We start from the raw sequence: 19498 nt of genomic DNA, 5'->3' as shown, positions 1-19498 counted from the left end.
CTCAGAAATACGAAGGAATGTTGGCGATGACGTTCGCCGAAAAACCGACCAGGCGCTTGAGCATCCACGACCCGCAAACGACCAGCACGATGACCGCGCCGACGATCTTGGGGATGAACGTGAGCGACGCCTCCTGGATCTGCGTGACGACCTGCAGCACGCTGACCACGAGGCCGATCACGAGCGTCACCGCCAGCAGGGGCGCCGAGATCAGCAGGGCATTCCACAACAAGTCCGACAGGAGTTGGAGCGCGAGATCCGACCGCATCTCAGCGCCTCAGCATCCGTTCGACCACGTCCGTGACCGCTTCGCCCGACAGGGTCTTGCGCCCCGCGAGGAAACGATAGGCAATGGCCTTGAATCGCTCGGGATCCGACGTCTGGCCGTTGAGCACCATTTGTGCGTAGCGGGCCGACAGGCACGTCGGATCCAGGCGTAACGCCCGCCCGATGGCCTGTTTCGCCGAGTCGCGCGCCCCCTTGTAGGCGGCTACGACAGCCATCGCACCGTGGCTCTCGGAAAAGTTGCGGTCGAGCTCGAGCGCGATCGAAAAGGACTGTTCGGCAGCCGCGTACTCGGACTCGAACAGCTGGCACCAGCCCAGCGCGTGCCAGCTGCCGATATGGGTCGGCATGAAGCGCACGGCATGCCCAAGCTGGGCGCGGGCGCCCGGCAGGTCGCGCCGCAGCAGACTGGCCGTCCCCAACCCCGACCAGCTGCGGCCTTCAGATGGATTGTTGGCAAGGACCTCGTTGAAACGTTCGATCGCCAGGTCCGTGTCCGTGCGCGCCAGCGCGATGGTTCCGCTCGTGACTAGCGCTTCGACCGGACGCTGGCCCCCCGCAAGCACACGCTCCGACAGGGCTGCCGCCTGCTCAACTTGGCCATTGTCCAGGTGCAGTAAACTTGCCGCGGCCAGGAAGTCGACGTCGTTGCCCATTCGGCCTTTGTGCGCCTCCACCAGCACGGAAGCGCCTTCGAAGTCGCCCAGGTGATGCATGGCGCGCAACATCAGCGTGATCGCTTCAGGCGGCAACGACGGATCGTCCCGAAATGGCGCCAGCGTGTCCAGCGCAGCGGCGTACTCGCCTTCGCGCAACTGGCAATCCGCCAGGCTGTACGCTACGTTGACATGCGGGTGTGCCTCCAGCAGGGCGGCGAACAATGGCGCCGCTTCGGCCCACTTGCCTTGCGCAATCAGGGTGTGGCCGTAACGGTACTCGACGAACGGGTTGGACGGATGGCGTTCGCGCGCCGAGGCGGCATGGGCTGCCGCACGCCCGGCGTCGCCGAGGGCAAGGCTGAGATCGATGGCCATGCCCAGCAGTTCGATGTTGAACGGATCGGACCGTAGGTAACCCTCGACCCGTGTCAGTCGGGCGTTCAAGTCCTGTTGGGTTGCTGCGTCTGCCTGCATAAAGTGTCCTGTTTGAATAAATGTGATTAGCGCCGCGGAGGCGCCTCTTGGGATTGCTTCGACAACAACTGATCGACTGCTTGCTTGACCAGCGGAGCGCTTGACGCGTCTAATTCCAGCACATGTTGCACGTCGTCGAGTACTTGATAAAAACGGGGATCGTTCATTAACTCTTCTCCCAAATGCGTCAACAAGACTGCTTCGAGGAAGACGCGAAAGGCTTTGCGCCCACGTTGCGGATCGTCGCGCCCGATCTGCTGCACCCGTGTTTCGATCAGCGCCGCGAGGTGCCTGTCCATATAGCTGCTGGCTCCGCTCGCTCGCGCCTGCGCGCGGCGCGGCGCTGCGGGCGCCGCGCCACCAAGCGTGGTGCAAATGACCGATACCAGCTCGTTGGTCGTGCCGATGGCTGCGCTCATGTCCCGTCGCCTAGTGCGTCGTGTTGCCCGTGTAGGCCGACAACAAAATGTGCTGGGTATCGTCTGCCGCCGGCGCCCCGGCCGCGGCGTGCACCACCGGCGCCGCGCCGGCTTGCACGCGGCTGATCTCGTCGATGATCTTGCGCATGTCGTTGTTCAGGGGTGCATTGCTCCTGTTCAGGGCGATGCCTTGTTCGAGGCGTGCCGCAGCGTCGTCCAAGCGGTTCTTGATGAGGAGGATGAGGCCCGCGCCGAAATGGCGGTGCGCGTCATCGGACGGCAGCTCGGCAAGTGGCGCCAGCACAGATTCCGCGCGGTCGACCATGCCGCCGCCCAGCCACAGCAAACCGAGCTGCAGGCGCGCAGTCGCCAGGGCCGGGTCGAGCGCCAGCGCACTTTCCATTTCGCCGACAGCGCGCTCGTACATGCCAATTTGGGCATACTCGGCCCCTAGCAGATAATGCGCGGCCCCGGTGGCGTCCTTGCGCGACACGGCCTCCTTCAGGTACGCGATGGCCGCAGCGGAATCGTCGCCGTCGCTTGCGTTCTTCGCCAGTTGAAGCAGCTCGGCCTGGTCCAGCATACTCAAGGTAGGGTGTGTCATGGTAGTTTCCTATGCTATGTGTGCGTCGTTGCTAGCATTGCAGATCGATGGCGTCGGTCTTTGTCAGCCGCGCGCGCAGGTTGTGCAGTGCCTCCTTATGAATTAGCGAAATGCGCCCACGCGTCAGCGCCATCCGGCTTGCCACATCTTCGAATGGAAGATGCTGCAGATAATGCAGCTCGATCACTCTGCGCTGGTTTGCGCCGATCTCGGCGAGCGCCACCTTCACCCTGCCGCGCAATTGTCGCAATTGGACACCGGAATACGTATTGTGGGCATAAGTCCCCGCTTCCTGAAGGTACATGCCGGAATCCTCCAGCGCAAACTCGACCGCCAGTCCGCCAGCTCCGCCAGACGAGCAAATACCGCCTCGGGCCCGGCTTGGGGCGGCGGCGACTCCGCCAGCAACGTGACCCGCTCGCCGATGACGCGCTTCCGCGTCACCTCCTGGCGCTGGATCTCGGTCGAGGACATGTGTACATCGATTCAAGAAAATGTACCCAGCAAAGCCCGGACGACCAGGTCCCAGCCATCGATCAGCACGAACATGAGGATTTTCAGGGGTAGCGAAATCGACGCTGGGGGGACCATCATCATGCCCAGCGCCATCAGCGCGCTCGAGACGATCAGGTCGACCAGCAGGAACGGCAGGAAAATTACGAAGCCGATCTGGAACGCGGCCCGCAGTTCCGACAACATAAACGCCGGGACCAGCTGCACCATGCTGATGTCGTCGATAGTGGTAGGCAGCGCGACCTTTGCCAGCTCGACCATCAACGCCAGATCCTGCTCGCGCGTCTGGCGCACCATGAAATCGCGCAGCGGCGTCACAGCCTTGTCGACCGCGGCCTCGGCGCTCATTCGGCCAGCCATATATGGTTGCAACCCTTCCTGATTGATGCGGGCGAGCGTGGGCGCCATCGTGAAAAACGTCAGGAATAGCGCGAGGCTGACCACGACCGTATTCGGCGGGGTCTGCTGCATGCCCAGGGCTTGGCGCAGCATCGACAGGACGATCACGATGCGGACGAAGGCGGTCATCGACATCAGGATGCCGGGCGCCAGGCTGAGCACCGTCAGCCCGAGCAGGATCCTGACGGCTGTCGACATGTCGCCGCCACTGCCCGCCGCGCCCATCCTGATCTGCATGCCCGGCAGGCTGATTGCCGGATCGGCCGCCCACGCGGAACCGCACAACAGCAGCGCCGCGCATGCGCCGATCGCCACGGTCAACAACGGCCCCGGCCTGCGTCGCCACACCGTCATGGCTGGCCTCCTGCAGGAACGCTGGCAACGCAGGTGACGCCCTGCTCGCTTTGCACCAGAAGATATTGGGTTCCCTTGAATTCGATCACCGACACGAGCGCGCGCGGCCCCAGCCGCTGTGTCTCCAGCACCTGCAGCAGCGCTTTGCCGCCACCGGCCGGCGCCCCAATGCGCAGGCGCTTGCGGATCACGAGGACCGCGGCGATGACAAGCAACGAGACGATCAGCACGCCGACGCCGGAGGAGGCGAGCGCGGCGCCGCTTCCGCCGTCCCGTTTGAACGGAATCGCAGGCTGAACGGTGGTACCTTGCTGCGTCATGTTCACGCCCGGACGGCAGCTGCCACTTCGGTGACCTGCACACCGAAGCTGTCGTCCACCACGACCAGTTGGCCGCGGGCGACGATATTTCCGTTGACGACGATGTCGACCACCTGGTCGACGGCCCGGTCGATTTTCAGGACGTCGGCCTGTTTCAGGCTCATCAGGCGACCCACCGTCGTGTGCGCCTGGCCGACGACGACGGAGACGTCGACGCCGATACTGTCCAACAATTCAGTACGCGAATTGAGCAGCGCGGCGCCGCTACCGCCACGTTCTTCCAACTCCGGTAACTCGACATGGTGGATGACGCCCAAGACGCTTTTGCTGCTGGTATGGCTCATTGCACTTCTCCAGCTGGGGTATGACTTTGAACGAGCTCGACGGCAACCTCGTCGCGGCAGCGCCCGAGATAAGCGTGGAACAGCGGATGGCTCGACATCGACGCGAGCGTCAGCGGCGCATCGGCTTGCTTGTCGAGACGGATGACGTCGCCGGGCGCCAGCGACAACAGTGCCCCCACCCCGACCCGCGCCGTGCCCGCTTGGAGCCGCAGCGACACTGGCACGTCGGCCACGCCGGCCGCCACGTCGACCGCCCTCAGGACCGGGAGCGGCGCGGCCGGCGGCACCAGCGCCTGCACGGCGGGCGCGTCCAGCAGGACGTGGAAATGCCGGCTGCCGACCGCGAGCCGCGCTACGAGAGCGCCCGACCCGTACTCCCAGGGTACGGCTGGAACTGCGGCGCCGCAGCGCGGCACATTGTGTTGGCTCGACAACGATGTCCGCAGCAGCGCATCCAGCAAAGCGTCGAGGGCCTGCAACGCGCCCGCTGCGGCTAGTGCGGGCGTGGCGCTACCGACGGGACCATAGCTAGGGTCCGCCGGGAACATCATCTGTTGCAGACCGGTGGCGACGTCGGGGCCGACCGCCAGCCAAGCGCGCCGGCCGTTCGACTGTGCGCCATGGTTCCATGCCAGCGTCCGGGCCGATGCGTCGCCCCAGGCACGGTGCACGTCGACGTCGACAACCGCCGGCGCGAGCCCCCAATCGGCCGCCCAGGCGGAAACTGCCTGCATGAGCGCCGTGTGCACTACGCGCACAGCGCCCTCGCCCAGCAGCCGAAACGGCCGGACCTCGAGCGCGGACATCAGCGGTTACCCTTCATGTCGAATAATTGCTGGATCATGTCGTTGGCCGTGCTGATGACGTGCGACGACGCCTGATAGCCGCGCTGCATGAGGATCAGGTTGCCGAATTCTTCGGCCAGATCGACATTCGATCCTTCTCGCCGGCCCGAAGCGAGCTTGCCGAAACTGCCGGTACCGGCATAGCCGTACTGCGCCTCGGCCCCGCCCGCGGTACGGAACGTACTCCCACCCGCTTCTTCCAGTGCACCTTCACTGGAAAAATCGGCGAGCGCGATCCGCGGGCCACTGACCTTTTGTCCATTCGAATACTGGACCGTCAACAAGCCGTCGGCGTCGAAAGTCTGGTCGGTTCTGACCCCGACCGCGTACCCGTCCTGCGAAGCGACGCTGATGGGAACGGTTGTGGTCTCCACACTGACGAGTTTGGAAAAATCCAGCAGCAGCGGTGCCGCGGCACCGCCGGCCGGTGTGTACGAGCAGGACAACGAATTTGACCCGGCGACCGGGACGCCGCCGGAAAACTTTATTTGTCCGGTGGCCACCGTGGCATTGGCGCCATCCTTTGCCGTCACCGTGAACACGCCGTTGCCGTCATTGTGGAAACTCAGGCTGAGCGGGTGGTCCACACCGTTGGCGTCCAGAACAGTGACACCGGCCAGTGTCTTGTCGATCGGCGGCGTGGCCGCCGTCAGCGCCAGTTCGCCGCGGAACGTCACGGTGGCGGTCGCCTTCGGCGCACTGCGCTCCAGCTTATCCAGGCTGATGTCGGTCAGCCGGCCATTCTCGAGACCCTGCACGTGATCGCCGGCCGAATTGACTAGAATGCCCTGGGCGTTGAAATTGAAATCGCCGGCGCGCGTGTACAGCAGGTTGTCACCGCGCTTGACGACATAGAATCCATTGCCATCGATGGCGAGGTCGAGTGGATTACCAGTCCCCTGCTCCAGGCCCGCACGGAAATTGATTTGCGTGCCGAACGAGCCCAGGCCGGAACCGGTCCGCACCAGATTTCCCGCCCCTTCCGATTGCGATGGGCGGCCGCCGCTCTGCTCGAACAGGCTGGAGAACTGCAACTGCGAGCTCTTGAAGCCCGGCGTGTTGACGTTGGCAAGGTTATTGCCGACCACGCGCAGGCCTTTCGCATGGTTCAGCAGCCCGGAAGTGCCAATAAAGATGGTATCGAACATAATGTGTCCTTAGCGAATATTGACGAGCTGCGACAGGCTGACGTTATCGGTGATGCTCCCGCTCGCGGTCGTGATGCTTAGCATCGGTTGGCCCGAGGCCAATGCCAGCCCCGTGACCTTGCCCGAAAGCGTTTGGCCGCTCTGGGTGAAATCGACCGACTTCCCAAGGAGTCCGATCGATTGGGTCGACGACTGCACCGACAGCAGCGAATCGATTTTCGCGTTGAGCTGACGGCTCTGTTCAAGGGTTGCGAACTGGGCGATCTGCGCCACGAATTCCTGGTTATCGACGGGCTTGAGCGGATCCTGGTTGTTCAGCTGCGACGTCAGGATCTTCAAAAAGTCCTCGATGCCGATATTGCTGGACTGCGCGGCCTGCGGGGTGCCGACGGCGGTTGCGGTGCTGATAGTCATTCGGAAGAGTCTTTCCGCGCGTGCGTGAGAGAATGGGAATACGGGCGCGCTCCGGCCGGCTCGTCGCCGGCGGGCGAAGCCAAGCCGTCGGCATCGAATGCACCGCCCGGCACATCCTTCTTTGTCAGGCCGATCCGTTTGCCGTTGACGGTCAGCGTGGCGAGTGGCTGGCCGCCGAGCGCAAGCTCGAAGCTGAGCGCAGCGGCGACGCTGCGCATCTGGGCGGCACCGAGTTCGGCGTCGCGGATGTACGCGTGCATGCCGTCGGTGCCGGCAAACAGGTGCATGACACGCTTGTCGAATTCGACCGCCTCTGCCGACCCGGCTGCGTCTGACGCCGGCCGTTCCACGCTGTCCGGTGCTGCTTCGGCCGGCATGCTGGCCTCGGACGCCGGCGCCGCAGATTGGGATAATGCCAACGTCGGCACCGCGATCTGGCGCGCTGCCTGTACGATCTGCACGGATCCGATAGGGTCGCTGCTGGCCGCAGCGCGCAGCACGCTGTGCACCGTCGGCGCGACGGCCGTCGCGCCCCCAGTGGCGGTAAATGCTGCCGCGGTCTGCACGCCCGCCTGCGCATGCGCGAACGCAGGCACGACGGCGGCCACGGCAACCGGGCCGGCGGCGGTTTTCCCATCTTCGTTCCGGTCGGCCACGGCGTCACGGGCAGTCTGCACGCCGGTCCGTTTTGCGGAATCCGCGGCGCCGCCCAACTGACTGTCGACGCCTCGCACTCCGCCCGCGGCACGCTGCGGGAGGCCCGTGGGCCGCTGTCCAGGCGGCGCCGCCGCTTCCGCCAAGTCCGGACGCACGCTCTCCTGCTGCGCCGCCACGGTCTGCCCGCCATCGGCGCCGCGCGGTTTCTTTGCGCTCGTGGAGAACATCGCGCGCTCCAGTTCCAGCATCCAGCGATCCTGGCGTGCGTCGGGATCGTGCCGGTCCAGCCGTGCCGCCGTAGCCGCCGGGGCGCACTGGGTCGAATCCAGGTTAATGGTCATGGCTCGCGCCTCCAGTCTGCAGTGTGTTCCATTGGTCATCCGCCAATTTGAAATCCGCGCTCACGCGCTTCTGTATGTATTGCTGGTGCATGTCGTCGCGGTGCCGTTCGACGGCTTCCAGCGCGCGTTGAGCACGCTCGACCTGCGCGACGACCTCGTCGCGGGCGGCGCTCAGCTCGTCCATGCGCGCCGCCTGCTCACGCATCTGCCGCGCAAGGTCGTCGAGATAGCGTCCGTTCATGGCAAAGGTCTGTACGGACTGCGCCTGCGGCGTTGCGGCCATCGCGCGCCAGTCGGACCTGGCGGCTTGATACCTGGCTTGCGTTTCGGCCTGCAGTGCCGCCTGCGCCGCGATGGCGGCGTTGTGCTCACCCAATTCGAGCAGCAAGGCATCCAGCGCCCATCGGCGCGTCAGCAGCACCGGCTGGAGCGCATAACGGAAGCGCGTGCGGGTCATCGCGCCTCCCCGTCCAGCGCCGCGCGCAGACGTTCCAGGCCCTCGGCGCGGGTGCTCGACTCCACGACCGACTGGCGCAGGACCGCGCGCACACCGGGATACAGCTTGATGGCTCGGTCGATCGCTTCGTTGCTGCCTTCCTTGTAGGCCCCCATGTCGACCATTTGCCGGTTCCGCTCGTGGGTCGCGATCAGCTCGATGGCCGCTGTCATCACCTCCTGCTCCGCATCGTTCACCAGTTCGCCCGCGAGGCGGCTGGCACTTTGCAGCACATCGATGGCGGGAAAATGCGCTTCATGGGCCAGATCACGCGACAGCATGATGTGGCCGTCCAGCGTGGCGCGCACGATGTCGGAAATCGGTTCGTTGAAATCGTCCCCCTCGACCAGCACGGTATACAGCGCGGTGATCGACCCGCCGGAATCCGTGGTGCCGCAGCGTTCGCACAGGGCCGGGATGTCGGCGAATACCGACGGGGTATAGCCTCGCGCGGTGGGCGGCTCGCCGGCGGCCAGGCCGATCTCGCGGCGCGCCATTGCGAAACGGGTGATCGAATCCATCATCAGCAGCACTTGCCGGCCCTCGTCGCGAAACGCTTCGGCGATCGCCGTGGCGGCATGTGCGGCGCGCGTGCGAGCCAGCGCCGGCTGGTCCGACGTGGCGACCACGACGACGCTGCGTTGGAGGCCTTCCGCGCCGAGATGCTTCTCGATGAATTCACGCACTTCGCGTCCGCGCTCGCCGATCAGCGCAATGACGTTGATGTCGGCCTTCACGTCGCGCGCCAGCATCCCGAGCAGCGTGCTCTTGCCGACGCCGCTGCCGGCAAAGATCCCCACACGCTGGCCGCGTCCAAGCGGCAACAGCGTGTCGATGGCGCGTACACCGGTTTCCAGCAGCTGATCGATGCGGGGACGCGTCAGAGGATTGATCGGATCCGCAGTCAAGTTCCGGCTCGCCGCGAGCCGCGGCGCCGGCATGCCGTCCAGCGGCGCCCCGAACGCATCAATCACGCGGCCGAGCAAGCCATCGCCCACCTCCACGTAGGCCAACCGCCCGGTCGCGAGAATCTCGTTGCCCACGCCGATGCCGCGCAATTCGCCATACGGCATTAGAATCACCCGGCCGGGCTTCATGCCCACGGCTTCGGCCGTCAGCATTGCTCCGGTGTCGAGGTGCACCCGGCACACCTCGCCGATGGTGACCTCGGGGCCGACCGCCTCGATGCTCCGGCCCGCGATACCGCTCACGCGGCCGCGGCGGCGCATCAGCGGGACGGTAAGTACGGCGTCGAGATAGGCTTCCATCAAGCGGCCTCCTGCCCGGCCAGCCGCTGCGCGCGCACGCTCTTGAGCACCGCGCCGAGCGCTTCAAGCTGCGTTTCGAAGCGGGCGTCCAGCGAGCCGGCGGGCCCGTCGATCATGCAACCGCCCAGCGCCACGGCCGGGTCGGCGTCGATTCGCAAAGCACCACCGTCCGCGTCGCCTTTCAGGAGCGCGACGTCGTCCGGATGCAGACGCACAACCAACTGCTCTCGCTCGCGCATGGCGGCGGCTGCGGCACGTACCACGTCCTGCACCGCTGTCCGGGTCGCGCCCCGCTCCCCAATGATGCGGCAAACGGCCGTGAACACGATGTCCACCATGGCATCTTCGGCCGTGGCGGTCAGCTTGCGCAGCGCGCCGTCGATCTCGCCGGCGAGAGACGTCACACGGTCCATTTCCGCCCGCATCGCTGCGGCCGCAGCCTGTTTTCCCTGTTTCTCGCCGGCCTCGTACCCGCGCCGTTCGGCGTCCGTGTAGGCGTCCGTCAGATCGATGGCTGCCTGCTGGGCGGCTGCGCGCAGCGCGTCGATCTCCGCATCGCGCCGGGCCAGAGCGGCCTCGTGTTCACGCTCGGCGCGCGCCAATTTGTCCGCACATGCGCATGCGTTGACAGGAACGGCGTCCGCAACCGCAGCCTGCGCGCTCGGCGGGACGGCGGAGGGCGCGGCCACGGGCGCACTCGGGAGCTGCAACGGATCAAACGCGGGCGCCATCTCTACAACTGTGCGTTTGGGAGCCGCAACGGCGGCACGGCCGATCCGGCGCGTCACGGGCGACACCTGGGCGAGGCGAATTATCGGGTCCATGGCAACCATTTGCACAAGAAGGCGGGAAGCCGGCGTGCACGGACGGGGGCAGACGCCGCCGGAGCATGCGCCACGCCGGCATGAACAGCGGCAAGCAGAAAATGTGTGCGTGCTGGCGCGTCGGCGATGCCGGCATCAAGCGCCTCGCGCACCAGCATGCGTTTGTGCGGCGCCAGCGCATCGAGCACGGCGCCGGCCCATGGCCAGCTGTCGATCGCGAGCAGTTGCGCGATCAGCGCCGCCGGTTCATGGCCGACGACCGCCAGCACATCGGCCGCGGCCGCCCCACGCAGGCACGCTTGCGGTTCGAGCGGTGCGGCGGCCGGCGCAACGGGCATCGGAGCCGTGGCCTCGCTCATGTTGGCGGTTTTGTCGAACCCGAGGGCGGCCAGTTCGGCCAGGTACTCCTGCAGGATGCGCTGGTCTTGGAGCGGCAGTTCCGCGAGGATGCGCACCTGGTCGCTGGACGCCAAGCCGTACAAGGCCACGGCAGCCTGGCGGTGGCCGTTCATTTGCGAACCTCCCCGACGACGTCGTCCACCGGTCGCATCGCGATCCAGCGGCGGACATCGACCAACATCTGTTCGCGCGCGACGTCGTCGAGTACGCGGGGCTGCGGCTTCCGGTACGCGGCATGGCGCAAACGTATCCAGGCCAGGGCAGCAATGGCCGCCAGTACCAGCAGTCCCGTGAGGACCCCGGCCACAACTTTGACCGATGCCTTGTCCCGCTCGCCACGGACGGGGACCGGAGTCGCGGCCTCACCGGCAATGGCGTTCAGGTCGGCAGCCATCGGCGCCACCGGCGCAGTACCCGATGCAACGAGGCGATCCATCGAATTGACGACGATGGCATCGCCGCGCGTCTGATTGAAGCCGACGGCCAGTCCCACCACTTCCTTCAGCTTGTCGAGCTGCGCGTCCGACAGCGACTGCTTGACGATCACGGAGACAGTCATGCGGCGCACGGTGCCGCCGGCGATCGCCAGCTGCTCCACGCGCCGGCCGACCTGGTACTCAGCCTCGTTGCTCGTCATGTCGCCGCCCGCTGCTGGCGGCGCATTGTTTGTCGCGGGGCTGCCGTCGCGCAGCGTCTGGCGCTCGCGCACGACGACGCCCGTCGGGGCGCTGTCCGCTGTCCCGGCCTTCGAGGGCAGGACTTCCTCGGTGGTCAGCTTGCCGCGATCGAGATTCAGTGCGACGTCCACGCTGGCGATGGCCTCGCCCGGCCCGAAAGTCCGGTCCAGCACCGCCGCAACCTTCTTCATCATGTACTCTTCGGTACTGCGCTTCACATCGAGCTGCATCGCCCCCGCGCCACCGTCTTCCTCGTCGCCCTGCGCACGCGTCAGCGCCACGCCGTGCTGGTCCAGCACCGTCACGTCGCCGCTGGCGATGTCCGCGACCGACGCCGCCACGAGGCGCTGGATTCCCGCGACCTGTTCCGGACTCATGGTCTGGCCCGGCTTCATGGTCACGGTGACCGATGCTTTCGCCTTCGTGACGGCTTTCTTGAACAGACCCTGGTCGGGCAGCGCGAGGTGCACCCGCGCGTTCTGCACGCCGTCGATCGCGAGGATCGTGCGCGTCAATTCGCCCTGAATCGCGCGCAGGTAGTTCACCTTCTGCACGAATTCCGTCATGCCGAAATCGGCATTGTTGAACACCTCAAAACCGACCGCGCCATGCAGCGGCACGTCCTTACCCATCAGGGCGAGGCGGGTCTTGTACACCAGCGCACGCGGCACGAGGATCGCCGTGCCGTTCTCGCCGAGTTCGTACGGCACCTTCATCTTGTCCAGCTCCGCCGTCATGGCGGCCGCGTCGCGCGGCGCCACCTCGGCGAACAACACCTGGTAATCGGGCCGGTAAGCCCATACCCCCAGTGCGACCGCCAGCGTGACGATCAGCAGCGTGCCCAGCACCAGGCCTGCGCGCGCGCCGCGTCCGAGACCGGTCCAGAATTCCACGATCGAGGCCACCTATCGCTCCTAGACCTGCGTGCGCATGACTTCTTGGTACGCCTCGAGCAAACGGGTGCGCACCTGGGCCAGCAGCTGGAACGACAGCTTGGCCTCTTCCATGTGGATCATCACTTCGTGCAGGCTGCGGGTTTCGCCCTTCACCAGCTTGCCGATATCGTTCTGCACCGTGGCGACGCTCCGGTCGACCGTGCCCACTTCGCCGGCGAACCACTGCGCGAACCCGCCCTGCGCCGGTTGCACGGCGGCGGGGGCCAGCAGCCCGTCCGCATCCACCGTGGCGCGGACCGCGCCGATTGCTTCGATACTCATCACTTGCCTCCGATTTCCAGTGCGTGCGCCGCCATCGCCTTGGCCGCACTCATCGCTGCCACATTGGCTTCATAGGCGCGCAGCGCCGTGTTCAGGTTCACCATCTCGGCCGTGTGGTTCACGCCCGGATAGGCGACGAAGCCCTTGGCATCCGCGTACGGATGGCCCGGCTCGTACACCATGCGCGGCGCCACGGCCTGCGGCTCGACCGCGACGACGCGCGCGCCGCCGCCAGCCGTGACGAGTTGGCCAAATTCGCGCGCAAAGGTCAGCGGCACCGCCTGCGACACCACTTGCAGCGGGCGGTATACGCCACCGGCATTGGCGGCAGCCGAGTGCATATTCGCGATGTTGGCGGCCGTGACGTCGAGGCGCATTTTTTCCACCGCCATGCCGCTGGCGCTGATCGCGAACGTCGAATTGAAGTCCATTAGCGTTTCCCTTCGTTGATGGCGAGACCGATCAGTTCGAGCTGCTTGTTCAATGCCTTCAGCAATGCCTGGTGGTGCAGCACGGTTTCCGACATGTCGGCCAGTTCCTGGTCCAGCTGGACGGGACCTTCGACGCCGGTTGCGTACTCGATCTTCGGGCGGTAGTACGACAGGTAGGACGGCATCTGCGCCGCACCGCCTGTCCCATCGCGGGTCAGTTGGGCGATGCGCTGCTCGAAGCTGACGCTGACGCGCCGGTAGCCCGGCGTGTTGACGTTTGCGATGTTCTGGGCGATCGCCTGCTGGCGCATCTGGGCGGCGTCCAGGGCCAGGCTAAGCAAGGCGGTCAGATTGTTGTCGACTACGGATATCACGTTGTCTCCAGGTTCATTGGACGACCAAGTCGGCGTGCAGTGCACCTGCGGCCTTGACCGCGCGCAGGATGGATATGATGTCGCGAGTATTCGTCTTCAGGCGGGCCAGGGATTGCACCAGGTCACCGACCGTGTTGTTGGCTGTGACGTAGCCGGCGCCATCATGCTCGTCCACGGACACGCGGGTGTTCGTCACCGGCAGCGATTGCACGCCCGGCCCGGTCTGGCGCACCAGCAGCGGCTGCGATACCGAGTTCTCGGTGACGATCGACACCTTCAGGTCGCCATGCGAGACCACCACCTTGGTGATGCGCACGTCGCCGCCCGAGACGATGGTCCCGGTGCGCTCGTTGATGACGACCTTCGCGCGCCGGTCCGGCTCCACCATGACGTTCTCGACCTCGGTAAGGAAATCGGTCATACGCTCACGCCGCTGAGGCGGAATAGCGATGTCCACGCCGGAACCGTCGCGGGCAATCGCCAGCTGGCTACCGAAGCGGCCGTTGATGGCACTGGCCACGCGGCTTGCCGTGGTGAAATCCGGTTCGGACAGCACGAACGTGACGTTGGCGCGCTCGCCGGCTTCATTCCCCGGAACGCCCGCCTCGACGATCGCGCCGCCTGGGATCGACGCAACGGTCGGGTGGTTCTTTTGCACCACGTTGCCGTTCATGTCGTACTTGTAACCGCCAACGGACAACGCGCCCTGCGACAGCGCGTAGATCTTGCCGTCCGGTCCCTTCAGAGGCGCCAGCATCAGCGCACCGCCCACCAGACTGCGGGCATCGCCGATCGACGTCACGGTCACGTCGATCGCGTCGCCTGGGCGGGCGTACGGCGCCAGCGTCGCGGTGACCATGACGGCTGCCACGTTTCGGCTTTGCACGTCGTCGGCCGCCAGCGTCAAGTCGAACCGCGCCAGCATGTTGGCGATCGACTGGCGCGTGGCCTTGTTGCGCGCCGAGTCGCCGGTGCCGGCGAGGCCCGTAACCAGGCCGTAGCCCGTCAAGGCGTTCTCGCGCCAGCCCGAAACTTTGCCGATATCCTTGATCCGGATCGCGTCGTCGGCGGCCGCCGCGCCCGCCACGGTCAGCGCCAACGTCAGAACGAAAAGTCGAAGCATCGTCATCACACGCCGAACAAGCTTAGAAGGCGCTGCCACCAGGCTGGGCGCTGTTTGTCGGACACATCGCCCTGGCCGGAATATCGGATGCGCGCATTCGCGATTCGGGTTGACAACACGACATTTGTGTCCGAAACGTCCTGTGGGCGCACCTCGCCTTCGATCGAGATCTGCTGGCGCTCGTTATTGATGTCCACGACCTGCTCGCCGGCGATCGTCAAATCGCCCCGCTCGCCGATGGCGCGGATCGATACTGTGATTTGCGCCAGTACCTTGCCTTCGCGCTCAGTGCGGCCGCGGCCGTCCATCTGATTACCGGCATTGATGCGTGCGTCCCAGCGCTTACCGTTCCCCTGCACATTCAAGCCTACGTTGGCGTCACGCGCCGCGGTCGTGTTGGCGGTGCTGCTGGCGCTCGCGCTTTCGTAGACCATCACGGTAATCAGGTCACCGATGCGGCGCGCGCGCAGATCGGAAGTGAGCGCCTGATAAGTGTCGGGGCGGTACAGGCTATCGCCCGCCGTCGCGCCATTGGCACTGGCCAGCAGGAGGACCACGACGTACCGAAATCGGAAGTTCATGTGCATTCCCTCAATCGACGATGACGGCGCCGGACGGTCCAAGGTGTCCGGTAACGATATCCTGGCTGCCGTTGGGGCGTGCCCGGATCGGTTGACCCGGTCCAGCGTCATCCACGGCGACGCCGGCGGTCTCGATGCCAATCGCTCCGGCCCGGATCGTCAGACGGACTTGGTCGCCACGCAATACGGTACCTCCGGCCAGCATGGCGGCGGCAGTCAATGGCTGGCCGGAATGCAACTCCCGCGCGGCGCGGAACGGCGCCAGCGGCTGCTGCGTCGTCAGCGCATTGGTGCCGGCCACATCCGCCTCCGCGACCTCGAAGTCGGCGGCTGTGGCAATGCTGCCGGCGGTGATCACATGGCGCGCCAGGTACGCCTGCTGGCGGACCGACACCAACAGCGGCACCAGCACGCTGCGATACAACTCGCCGTTCACGTGAAGGTCAATCCACACGGCAGCTCGGCCATTCCGCGGTTTGGCCGCTAAGGCGCGCGGGCGCAACTCGACCTCGCCAACCGGTACCAGCACATCCGCGGGCGGCGCTTCCACAGTAATCGTCGTGCGGTCGCCGGGGCCCGCCAAGTACCGCTGCAGTGCCGCGATTGCGGCCTGGGCCAACGTTTGCGCCGCCACCGCCTGCGCCTCGGTACGCACGGCCACCGCCGCAGCCCCGCTCCAGTTCACGGCGCCCACGTTCGCCGTCGTACGACGGATGGTTTGCTCGATCTGGGCTCGGCTTAAGCGCTCCACGTAGCCGACACGCGGCGCGCGTCCCAGCTCGGCGGCGCCAAGCGCAGCGACGAGTGCTGGTGCCTGCGTACGATCCGTACGGATCACAGCGACGTCCGACAACACAATGCGCGCGTGACCGACTAGCGCGTCCGTACGCAGCTCGACCGACAGGGCGGAGCCATCGGGCAACTGGGCATACGAATGCATGGGCAACAGCATGGCAGCGCCCAGCAACAGGGACGTTTGGAAGGACATTGAAGAGCCTGATTAAAAACCGCTATTTACGCAGGTTGTTGCTCATTGCGAGCATCTCGTCGGACGCCTGGAGCACTTTCACGCTCGATTCGTAGGCGCGCTGGGCGACGATTAGGCTCACCATTTCCTCGACCAAGTTCACGTTGGACGCTTCGAGCGAACCCTGCACGAACGTGCCGATCATGTCTTCGCCCGGACGACCGGAAATCGGATCGCCGGAGCGCTCTGTCGCCTTGTACATGTTGCCGCCCAGCGCCGCCAGGCCGCTTGTATCTGCAAAACGGACAAGCTCCAGACGCCCAGCTTCAAGGGCCTGCCCGTTGTCGCTGGTGCGCACCATGACCCGACCGTCCGCCTCGATCACGATGGTACGTGCGTCATTACCCACGTGGATGGACGGCTTCAGCACGTGTCCGCCTGTCGTGGCCAGATAACCGTCCTTGTCGATGGTGAGGGTGCCGCCGCGAGTAAACGCGGGCGACCCATCCTGCGTGACGACCTCGATGAACCCCTCGCCCTGGATCGCCAGGTCCATCGGCGAATCAGTTTTTTTCAGATCACCGGCGATGAACGACTTGACGATTGCCGACATGCCTACGCCGCTGCCCTGCCACAGGCGCTGCGGCACGCTGGCGCTGTCGATTGCCGCAGCGGCGCCCGCCATGTCGCGATAGACCAGATCCTCGAAACTCACGCGGCCTTTCTTGAACCCCGTCGTGTTCACATTCGCCAGATTGTTCGAGATGGTATCAACGCCCTTTTGCTGCATGTGCATGCCGGTAGCGGCGATGTAAAGCGAGTCGTTCATGGTCAAAACTCTCCGAGCTTACGAATGGTTTTTTCCAATGTGTCGTCGTAACCTTGCACCAGGCGCTGCAGGGACTCGAAATGGCGTACGGTTTCAGTCAGGCGAACCATCTCCTGCGGCGAACTGACGTTCGAGTCCTCCAAGAAGCCGGTTCGCAGGGTCGACGGCGTCTTCACGTCCTGCACTTGTTGCGCGCTGCCGGCCAAGTAGACGCCGTTGCCGCTCGGGACCAGGCCTTCGGCATGATCGAACTGCACCAGCTTCAGGCGCCCTGCCACGCGGCCGTCCTGCGAAACGTCGCCGTTTGCAGCAATGGTGAACGGCGTGTTGTTCAGACGGATTTCGCCGCCGATGCCCATGATGGGAAAATCCTGGAGGTTGACGAGGCGTCCCTGCGCATCGGTGCGCAGGCTGCCGGCTTTGGTATAAGCAGGTCCGGTCGGGGTTGCCACTTCAAAAAAGGCTTGGCCTTCGATGGCCACATCCTGAACAATACCGGTGTGACGGAGAGCGCCCGAGGACGGATCGATCATCATTTGCACCGGAACCAGCGTGGTGGGCTGCATGGTCAAAACTGCGTTCTGGCCGCCACCTTGCTGCATGCCCTGCTGCACCTGCGGGGCGAAACCGGAGGTGATGGAGATTTGGCGTTTAAACCCGGGAGTGAGCACATTTGCCGTGTTATGGCTGATGCTCTCCATCCGCGCAAGGTCCGCTTGCATGCCAATGCTGGCGATTGCAGTGACGTCCACAACATTCCCCCAGTATTAGCGCCCCTACAGTGGAGCAAAATTTTCTTCAAATAAATACTAGCACTGGGGAAAATATTCGGAACAACCGTTGCTACATTGGTTAAGCTGTGTCAAGCCAACTAGGAGAAAGCCCAACTCGCAGAGCGATGGGGTATTCGGTGTTAATGTGGTCTCATGATTTCACGTTACCCGATCAGCCGAGGCGGCCAAGACGACAGAAGATGAGCCAAACCGCTCGACCTTAGCTGTGTCACCGCGCTAAACGCGAAACTCGAGCAGTCAGCGATGGCCAACTACTCGACTAAAGCCAAGGTCTTGCGCAAGCGATCGCTATGCATCAAATCGCCGATCACGTCAGCCTGAGGACGAGCGCTTAGGCGTCTTCGATGAGGATGAGCGACTTGTTCCAGAGATAGTGCGGCACTAGAGAGTCATGGGGCTCTGGAACTCGTGCACGTCGTTCCACGGTAGAGCGGATGTGTTCCTGGCCGTACGGCTCTTCGGTGCATCGCTGTCCGTGGTGTATCCGACGCCGATCAGGTTACTGTTGGCATCGTACACATTGCCGGTGGCGTTATTGCCCGTCTTGCCGGACAGTTAGCCGCTCAATACCGTCAGGTGGCCCGTGGAGGTCGCCTGCGCCACGCCATTCGTCAGCTCCCTGTGTGTGTTCGTGTAGTCACTGCGAATGTGGTCATCCACCGTCGCGTCGGAGTGGTACGTCCCCACATTGCTCGCGTCGCTGAACGCGTCGTTGACCATAATGATCTTGAGGCGACGCGGTTTTTGGCGAGCGCAGCAAGGCCCAAAGTGTAAACAGCGAATCGGCCTTGAATTCAGCCACTTACGGCTGAAAAAGAACGCCCGCGCGTTACGTGCGCAATGTGCTTACATGACTTCGGGTGCGTCGTGTCCCGCGAAACGCCCGAACATCAGTTGCGACGGCCAAAGACGCAGGCATAGAATCTACGCTAATCGACGCATCAACGAGCGGACTCCGCCGTGGTCACCGACAATGGACCGATTCGCGTGACCCTGACCAAGTCGCCGGGGCTCAACGCGAAACTGGAGTGACTGGCGCTAGCCAACTGCGCGACGGAAAACGTGACTTTGCGAAAAGCCGTCGTCCTCTAAGAACTCGCCTACCGCGCCAGTTTGAAGGCCGAACGCTTGGACGTGTTGGATGAGAATGAGAGACTTGTCACAGAAATTGTCGGACTTTAACAAATTGTCTGAAAATAGCGCGTCATTTAACTAGGTGTAAAGTCTTTTACTATCTCTGCAATACCGTCAGGAGACAACTCTAAGCCGACGTTCAGGCCCGGATTAATCACGATGCCATACCCTGATGGAATACGACGAAGCATCTCAAGCGCATTCATCACTAGGCAGTACTTGGCAATATGCTCTAACTGAGTCACCCTCGCTTTGTCAGTAAATATCGCAAGCATTTTCGTGCCTAATTTATCAAAAATAATTGGCTGGAAGCCCGAGCCATTTTCCTGGACCTCAACTGCGGAAGGTAACGCAATGTTCGAGGCCACAAGTTGACGAATAAATTCCTCAACGGGAATTCTTTTTTCCTGAGCCGCCAGCAAGCTTCTTTCCAATTCGTTTATTGAAATAAATTCATTCATGATTTAACTCTTAATAAATTCCGGATAAAAGAGACTTGCCTCTGCAAATGTTATTACATCAGCATAACGCTCGCGCTGCTCCCAGAATACTTTACATTCATCACATTGATGCAAATATGCCTGCCGCTCAAGACTGATACCTAAGCG

26 protein-coding genes are annotated in these 19498 nt (G+C 64.1%); all 26 read right to left on the bottom strand.

Annotated features, from left to right (window positions below; genetic code table 11):
• Position 1: 1 nt before the first annotated feature.
• Positions 2–268, bottom strand: a complete 267-nt coding sequence (gene fliQ, locus ASD28_RS13455) for a flagellar biosynthesis protein FliQ (RefSeq protein WP_056128258.1) — start codon at positions 266–268, stop codon at positions 2–4.
• 1 nt (position 269) lies between these two features.
• Positions 270–1418: a tetratricopeptide repeat protein gene (locus tag ASD28_RS13450; protein WP_082577743.1), complete on the bottom strand. Its 1149-nt coding sequence runs from the start codon at positions 1416–1418 to the stop codon at positions 270–272.
• 26 nt (positions 1419–1444) lie between these two features.
• On the bottom strand, positions 1445–1837 hold the full coding sequence (locus ASD28_RS13445; protein WP_056128253.1) for a hypothetical protein: 393 nt from the start codon (positions 1835–1837) through the stop codon (positions 1445–1447).
• 10 nt (positions 1838–1847) lie between these two features.
• Positions 1848–2441 carry a hypothetical protein gene (locus ASD28_RS13440; protein WP_156404047.1) on the bottom strand — a complete coding sequence of 198 codons (594 nt, stop codon included), beginning with the start codon at positions 2439–2441 and terminating at the stop codon, positions 1848–1850.
• A 31-nt stretch (positions 2442–2472) separates the two neighbouring features.
• Positions 2473–2745 carry a sigma factor-like helix-turn-helix DNA-binding protein gene (locus ASD28_RS13435; RefSeq protein ID WP_082577742.1) on the bottom strand — a complete coding sequence of 91 codons (273 nt, stop codon included), beginning with the start codon at positions 2743–2745 and terminating at the stop codon, positions 2473–2475.
• A 182-nt stretch (positions 2746–2927) separates the two neighbouring features.
• Positions 2928–3707 carry a flagellar type III secretion system pore protein FliP gene (gene fliP / locus ASD28_RS13425; RefSeq protein WP_082577741.1) on the bottom strand — a complete coding sequence of 260 codons (780 nt, stop codon included), beginning with the start codon at positions 3705–3707 and terminating at the stop codon, positions 2928–2930.
• Positions 3704–4027: a flagellar biosynthetic protein FliO gene (locus tag ASD28_RS13420; protein WP_056128241.1), complete on the bottom strand. Its 324-nt coding sequence runs from the start codon at positions 4025–4027 to the stop codon at positions 3704–3706. Before ASD28_RS13420 ends, fliP begins: the two co-directional genes overlap by 4 nt.
• Before the next feature lie 2 nt (positions 4028–4029).
• On the bottom strand, positions 4030–4371 hold the full coding sequence (locus ASD28_RS13415) for a FliM/FliN family flagellar motor switch protein (RefSeq protein WP_056128236.1): 342 nt from the start codon (positions 4369–4371) through the stop codon (positions 4030–4032).
• Entirely contained in the window at positions 4368–5177 is an 810-nt protein-coding gene (locus ASD28_RS13410; RefSeq protein WP_056128234.1) for a FliM/FliN family flagellar motor C-terminal domain-containing protein, read from the bottom strand. The genes ASD28_RS13415 and ASD28_RS13410 overlap by 4 nt, the downstream gene beginning before the upstream one ends.
• Positions 5177–6364, bottom strand: a complete 1188-nt coding sequence (locus ASD28_RS13405; RefSeq protein ID WP_056128231.1) for a flagellar hook protein FlgE — start codon at positions 6362–6364, stop codon at positions 5177–5179. Before ASD28_RS13405 ends, ASD28_RS13410 begins: the two co-directional genes overlap by 1 nt.
• Before the next feature lie 9 nt (positions 6365–6373).
• Entirely contained in the window at positions 6374–6778 is a 405-nt protein-coding gene (locus ASD28_RS13400) for a flagellar hook assembly protein FlgD (protein ID WP_056128227.1), read from the bottom strand.
• Entirely contained in the window at positions 6775–7776 is a 1002-nt protein-coding gene (locus ASD28_RS13395; protein ID WP_156404046.1) for a hypothetical protein, read from the bottom strand. The genes ASD28_RS13400 and ASD28_RS13395 overlap by 4 nt, the downstream gene beginning before the upstream one ends.
• Positions 7766–8233 carry a hypothetical protein gene (locus ASD28_RS13390; RefSeq protein ID WP_056128222.1) on the bottom strand — a complete coding sequence of 156 codons (468 nt, stop codon included), beginning with the start codon at positions 8231–8233 and terminating at the stop codon, positions 7766–7768. Before ASD28_RS13390 ends, ASD28_RS13395 begins: the two co-directional genes overlap by 11 nt.
• A complete protein-coding gene (locus ASD28_RS13385; protein WP_056128219.1) occupies positions 8230–9540 on the bottom strand; it encodes a FliI/YscN family ATPase in 1311 nt (436 codons plus the stop codon). The genes ASD28_RS13390 and ASD28_RS13385 overlap by 4 nt, the downstream gene beginning before the upstream one ends.
• Positions 9540–10364, bottom strand: coding sequence for a FliH/SctL family protein (locus tag ASD28_RS13380; protein WP_162252932.1), 825 nt, complete (start codon positions 10362–10364; stop codon positions 9540–9542). The genes ASD28_RS13385 and ASD28_RS13380 overlap by 1 nt, the downstream gene beginning before the upstream one ends.
• Positions 10352–10876 (bottom strand): hypothetical protein, encoded by a 525-nt coding sequence (locus tag ASD28_RS13375; protein WP_056128214.1) that lies wholly within the window; start codon positions 10874–10876, stop codon positions 10352–10354. Before ASD28_RS13375 ends, ASD28_RS13380 begins: the two co-directional genes overlap by 13 nt.
• Positions 10873–12345 (bottom strand): flagellar basal-body MS-ring/collar protein FliF, encoded by a 1473-nt coding sequence (gene fliF / locus ASD28_RS13370; RefSeq protein WP_056128212.1) that lies wholly within the window; start codon positions 12343–12345, stop codon positions 10873–10875. The genes ASD28_RS13375 and fliF overlap by 4 nt, the downstream gene beginning before the upstream one ends.
• Positions 12346–12354: 9 nt before the next feature.
• Complete coding sequence (fliE, locus tag ASD28_RS13365; RefSeq protein WP_056128209.1) at positions 12355–12657, bottom strand: flagellar hook-basal body complex protein FliE; 303 nt, start codon at positions 12655–12657, stop codon at positions 12355–12357.
• On the bottom strand, positions 12657–13088 hold the full coding sequence (gene flgC, locus ASD28_RS13360; protein ID WP_056128206.1) for a flagellar basal body rod protein FlgC: 432 nt from the start codon (positions 13086–13088) through the stop codon (positions 12657–12659). Before flgC ends, fliE begins: the two co-directional genes overlap by 1 nt.
• Positions 13088–13462, bottom strand: coding sequence for a flagellar basal body protein (locus tag ASD28_RS13355; RefSeq protein ID WP_056128204.1), 375 nt, complete (start codon positions 13460–13462; stop codon positions 13088–13090). The genes flgC and ASD28_RS13355 overlap by 1 nt, the downstream gene beginning before the upstream one ends.
• 13 nt (positions 13463–13475) lie before the next feature.
• Positions 13476–14591: a flagellar basal body P-ring protein FlgI gene (locus ASD28_RS13350; protein ID WP_082577739.1), complete on the bottom strand. Its 1116-nt coding sequence runs from the start codon at positions 14589–14591 to the stop codon at positions 13476–13478.
• Positions 14591–15166 (bottom strand): flagellar basal body L-ring protein FlgH, encoded by a 576-nt coding sequence (locus tag ASD28_RS13345; RefSeq protein ID WP_162252931.1) that lies wholly within the window; start codon positions 15164–15166, stop codon positions 14591–14593. The genes ASD28_RS13350 and ASD28_RS13345 overlap by 1 nt, the downstream gene beginning before the upstream one ends.
• Before the next feature lie 10 nt (positions 15167–15176).
• On the bottom strand, positions 15177–16154 hold the full coding sequence (gene flgA / locus ASD28_RS13340; RefSeq protein WP_056128199.1) for a flagellar basal body P-ring formation chaperone FlgA: 978 nt from the start codon (positions 16152–16154) through the stop codon (positions 15177–15179).
• A 22-nt stretch (positions 16155–16176) separates the two neighbouring features.
• Positions 16177–16962 carry a flagellar basal-body rod protein FlgG gene (flgG, locus tag ASD28_RS13335; RefSeq protein ID WP_056128197.1) on the bottom strand — a complete coding sequence of 262 codons (786 nt, stop codon included), beginning with the start codon at positions 16960–16962 and terminating at the stop codon, positions 16177–16179.
• Between the two features lie 2 nt (positions 16963–16964).
• Positions 16965–17714: a flagellar hook-basal body protein gene (locus ASD28_RS13330; RefSeq protein ID WP_156404045.1), complete on the bottom strand. Its 750-nt coding sequence runs from the start codon at positions 17712–17714 to the stop codon at positions 16965–16967.
• Between the two features lie 1250 nt (positions 17715–18964).
• The gene (locus ASD28_RS31120) at positions 18965–19351 is read right to left on the bottom strand and encodes an SseB family protein (RefSeq protein WP_082577737.1); all 387 of its coding nucleotides are present in this window, start codon (positions 19349–19351) and stop codon (positions 18965–18967) included.
• Positions 19352–19498: the final 147 nt, after the last annotated feature.

Origin of the sequence: Massilia sp. Root133 (assembly GCF_001426525.1) — a bacterium.
Lineage (GTDB): Bacteria > Pseudomonadota > Gammaproteobacteria > Burkholderiales > Burkholderiaceae_D > Telluria > Telluria orientalis.
This window is presented reverse-complemented; position numbering and strand designations above follow the sequence as displayed.

Excerpts from the sequence above, each read along its gene's own strand:
- fliQ (WP_056128258.1), bottom strand. The coding sequence starts at position 268 with ATGCGGTCGGATCTCGCGCTCCAACTCCTGTCGGACTTGTTGTGGAAT.
- ASD28_RS13450 (WP_082577743.1), bottom strand. The coding sequence starts at position 1,418 with ATGCAGGCAGACGCAGCAACCCAACAGGACTTGAACGCCCGACTGACA.
- ASD28_RS13445 (WP_056128253.1), bottom strand. The coding sequence starts at position 1,837 with ATGAGCGCAGCCATCGGCACGACCAACGAGCTGGTATCGGTCATTTGC.
- ASD28_RS13440 (WP_156404047.1), bottom strand. The coding sequence starts at position 2,441 with ATGACACACCCTACCTTGAGTATGCTGGACCAGGCCGAGCTGCTTCAA.
- ASD28_RS13435 (WP_082577742.1), bottom strand. The coding sequence starts at position 2,745 with ATGTACCTTCAGGAAGCGGGGACTTATGCCCACAATACGTATTCCGGT.
- fliP (WP_082577741.1), bottom strand. The coding sequence starts at position 3,707 with ATGACGGTGTGGCGACGCAGGCCGGGGCCGTTGTTGACCGTGGCGATC.
- ASD28_RS13420 (WP_056128241.1), bottom strand. The coding sequence starts at position 4,027 with ATGACGCAGCAAGGTACCACCGTTCAGCCTGCGATTCCGTTCAAACGG.
- ASD28_RS13415 (WP_056128236.1), bottom strand. The coding sequence starts at position 4,371 with ATGAGCCATACCAGCAGCAAAAGCGTCTTGGGCGTCATCCACCATGTC.
- ASD28_RS13410 (WP_056128234.1), bottom strand. The coding sequence starts at position 5,177 with ATGTCCGCGCTCGAGGTCCGGCCGTTTCGGCTGCTGGGCGAGGGCGCT.
- ASD28_RS13405 (WP_056128231.1), bottom strand. The coding sequence starts at position 6,364 with ATGTTCGATACCATCTTTATTGGCACTTCCGGGCTGCTGAACCATGCG.
- ASD28_RS13400 (WP_056128227.1), bottom strand. The coding sequence starts at position 6,778 with ATGACTATCAGCACCGCAACCGCCGTCGGCACCCCGCAGGCCGCGCAG.
- ASD28_RS13395 (WP_156404046.1), bottom strand. The coding sequence starts at position 7,776 with ATGACCATTAACCTGGATTCGACCCAGTGCGCCCCGGCGGCTACGGCG.
- ASD28_RS13390 (WP_056128222.1), bottom strand. The coding sequence starts at position 8,233 with ATGACCCGCACGCGCTTCCGTTATGCGCTCCAGCCGGTGCTGCTGACG.
- ASD28_RS13385 (WP_056128219.1), bottom strand. The coding sequence starts at position 9,540 with ATGGAAGCCTATCTCGACGCCGTACTTACCGTCCCGCTGATGCGCCGC.
- ASD28_RS13380 (WP_162252932.1), bottom strand. The coding sequence starts at position 10,364 with ATGGACCCGATAATTCGCCTCGCCCAGGTGTCGCCCGTGACGCGCCGG.
- ASD28_RS13375 (WP_056128214.1), bottom strand. The coding sequence starts at position 10,876 with ATGAACGGCCACCGCCAGGCTGCCGTGGCCTTGTACGGCTTGGCGTCC.
- fliE (WP_056128209.1), bottom strand. The coding sequence starts at position 12,657 with ATGAGTATCGAAGCAATCGGCGCGGTCCGCGCCACGGTGGATGCGGAC.
- flgC (WP_056128206.1), bottom strand. The coding sequence starts at position 13,088 with ATGGACTTCAATTCGACGTTCGCGATCAGCGCCAGCGGCATGGCGGTG.
- ASD28_RS13350 (WP_082577739.1), bottom strand. The coding sequence starts at position 14,591 with ATGACGATGCTTCGACTTTTCGTTCTGACGTTGGCGCTGACCGTGGCG.
- ASD28_RS13345 (WP_162252931.1), bottom strand. The coding sequence starts at position 15,166 with ATGAACTTCCGATTTCGGTACGTCGTGGTCCTCCTGCTGGCCAGTGCC.
- flgA (WP_056128199.1), bottom strand. The coding sequence starts at position 16,154 with ATGTCCTTCCAAACGTCCCTGTTGCTGGGCGCTGCCATGCTGTTGCCC.
- flgG (WP_056128197.1), bottom strand. The coding sequence starts at position 16,962 with ATGAACGACTCGCTTTACATCGCCGCTACCGGCATGCACATGCAGCAA.
- ASD28_RS31120 (WP_082577737.1), bottom strand. The coding sequence starts at position 19,351 with ATGAATGAATTTATTTCAATAAACGAATTGGAAAGAAGCTTGCTGGCG.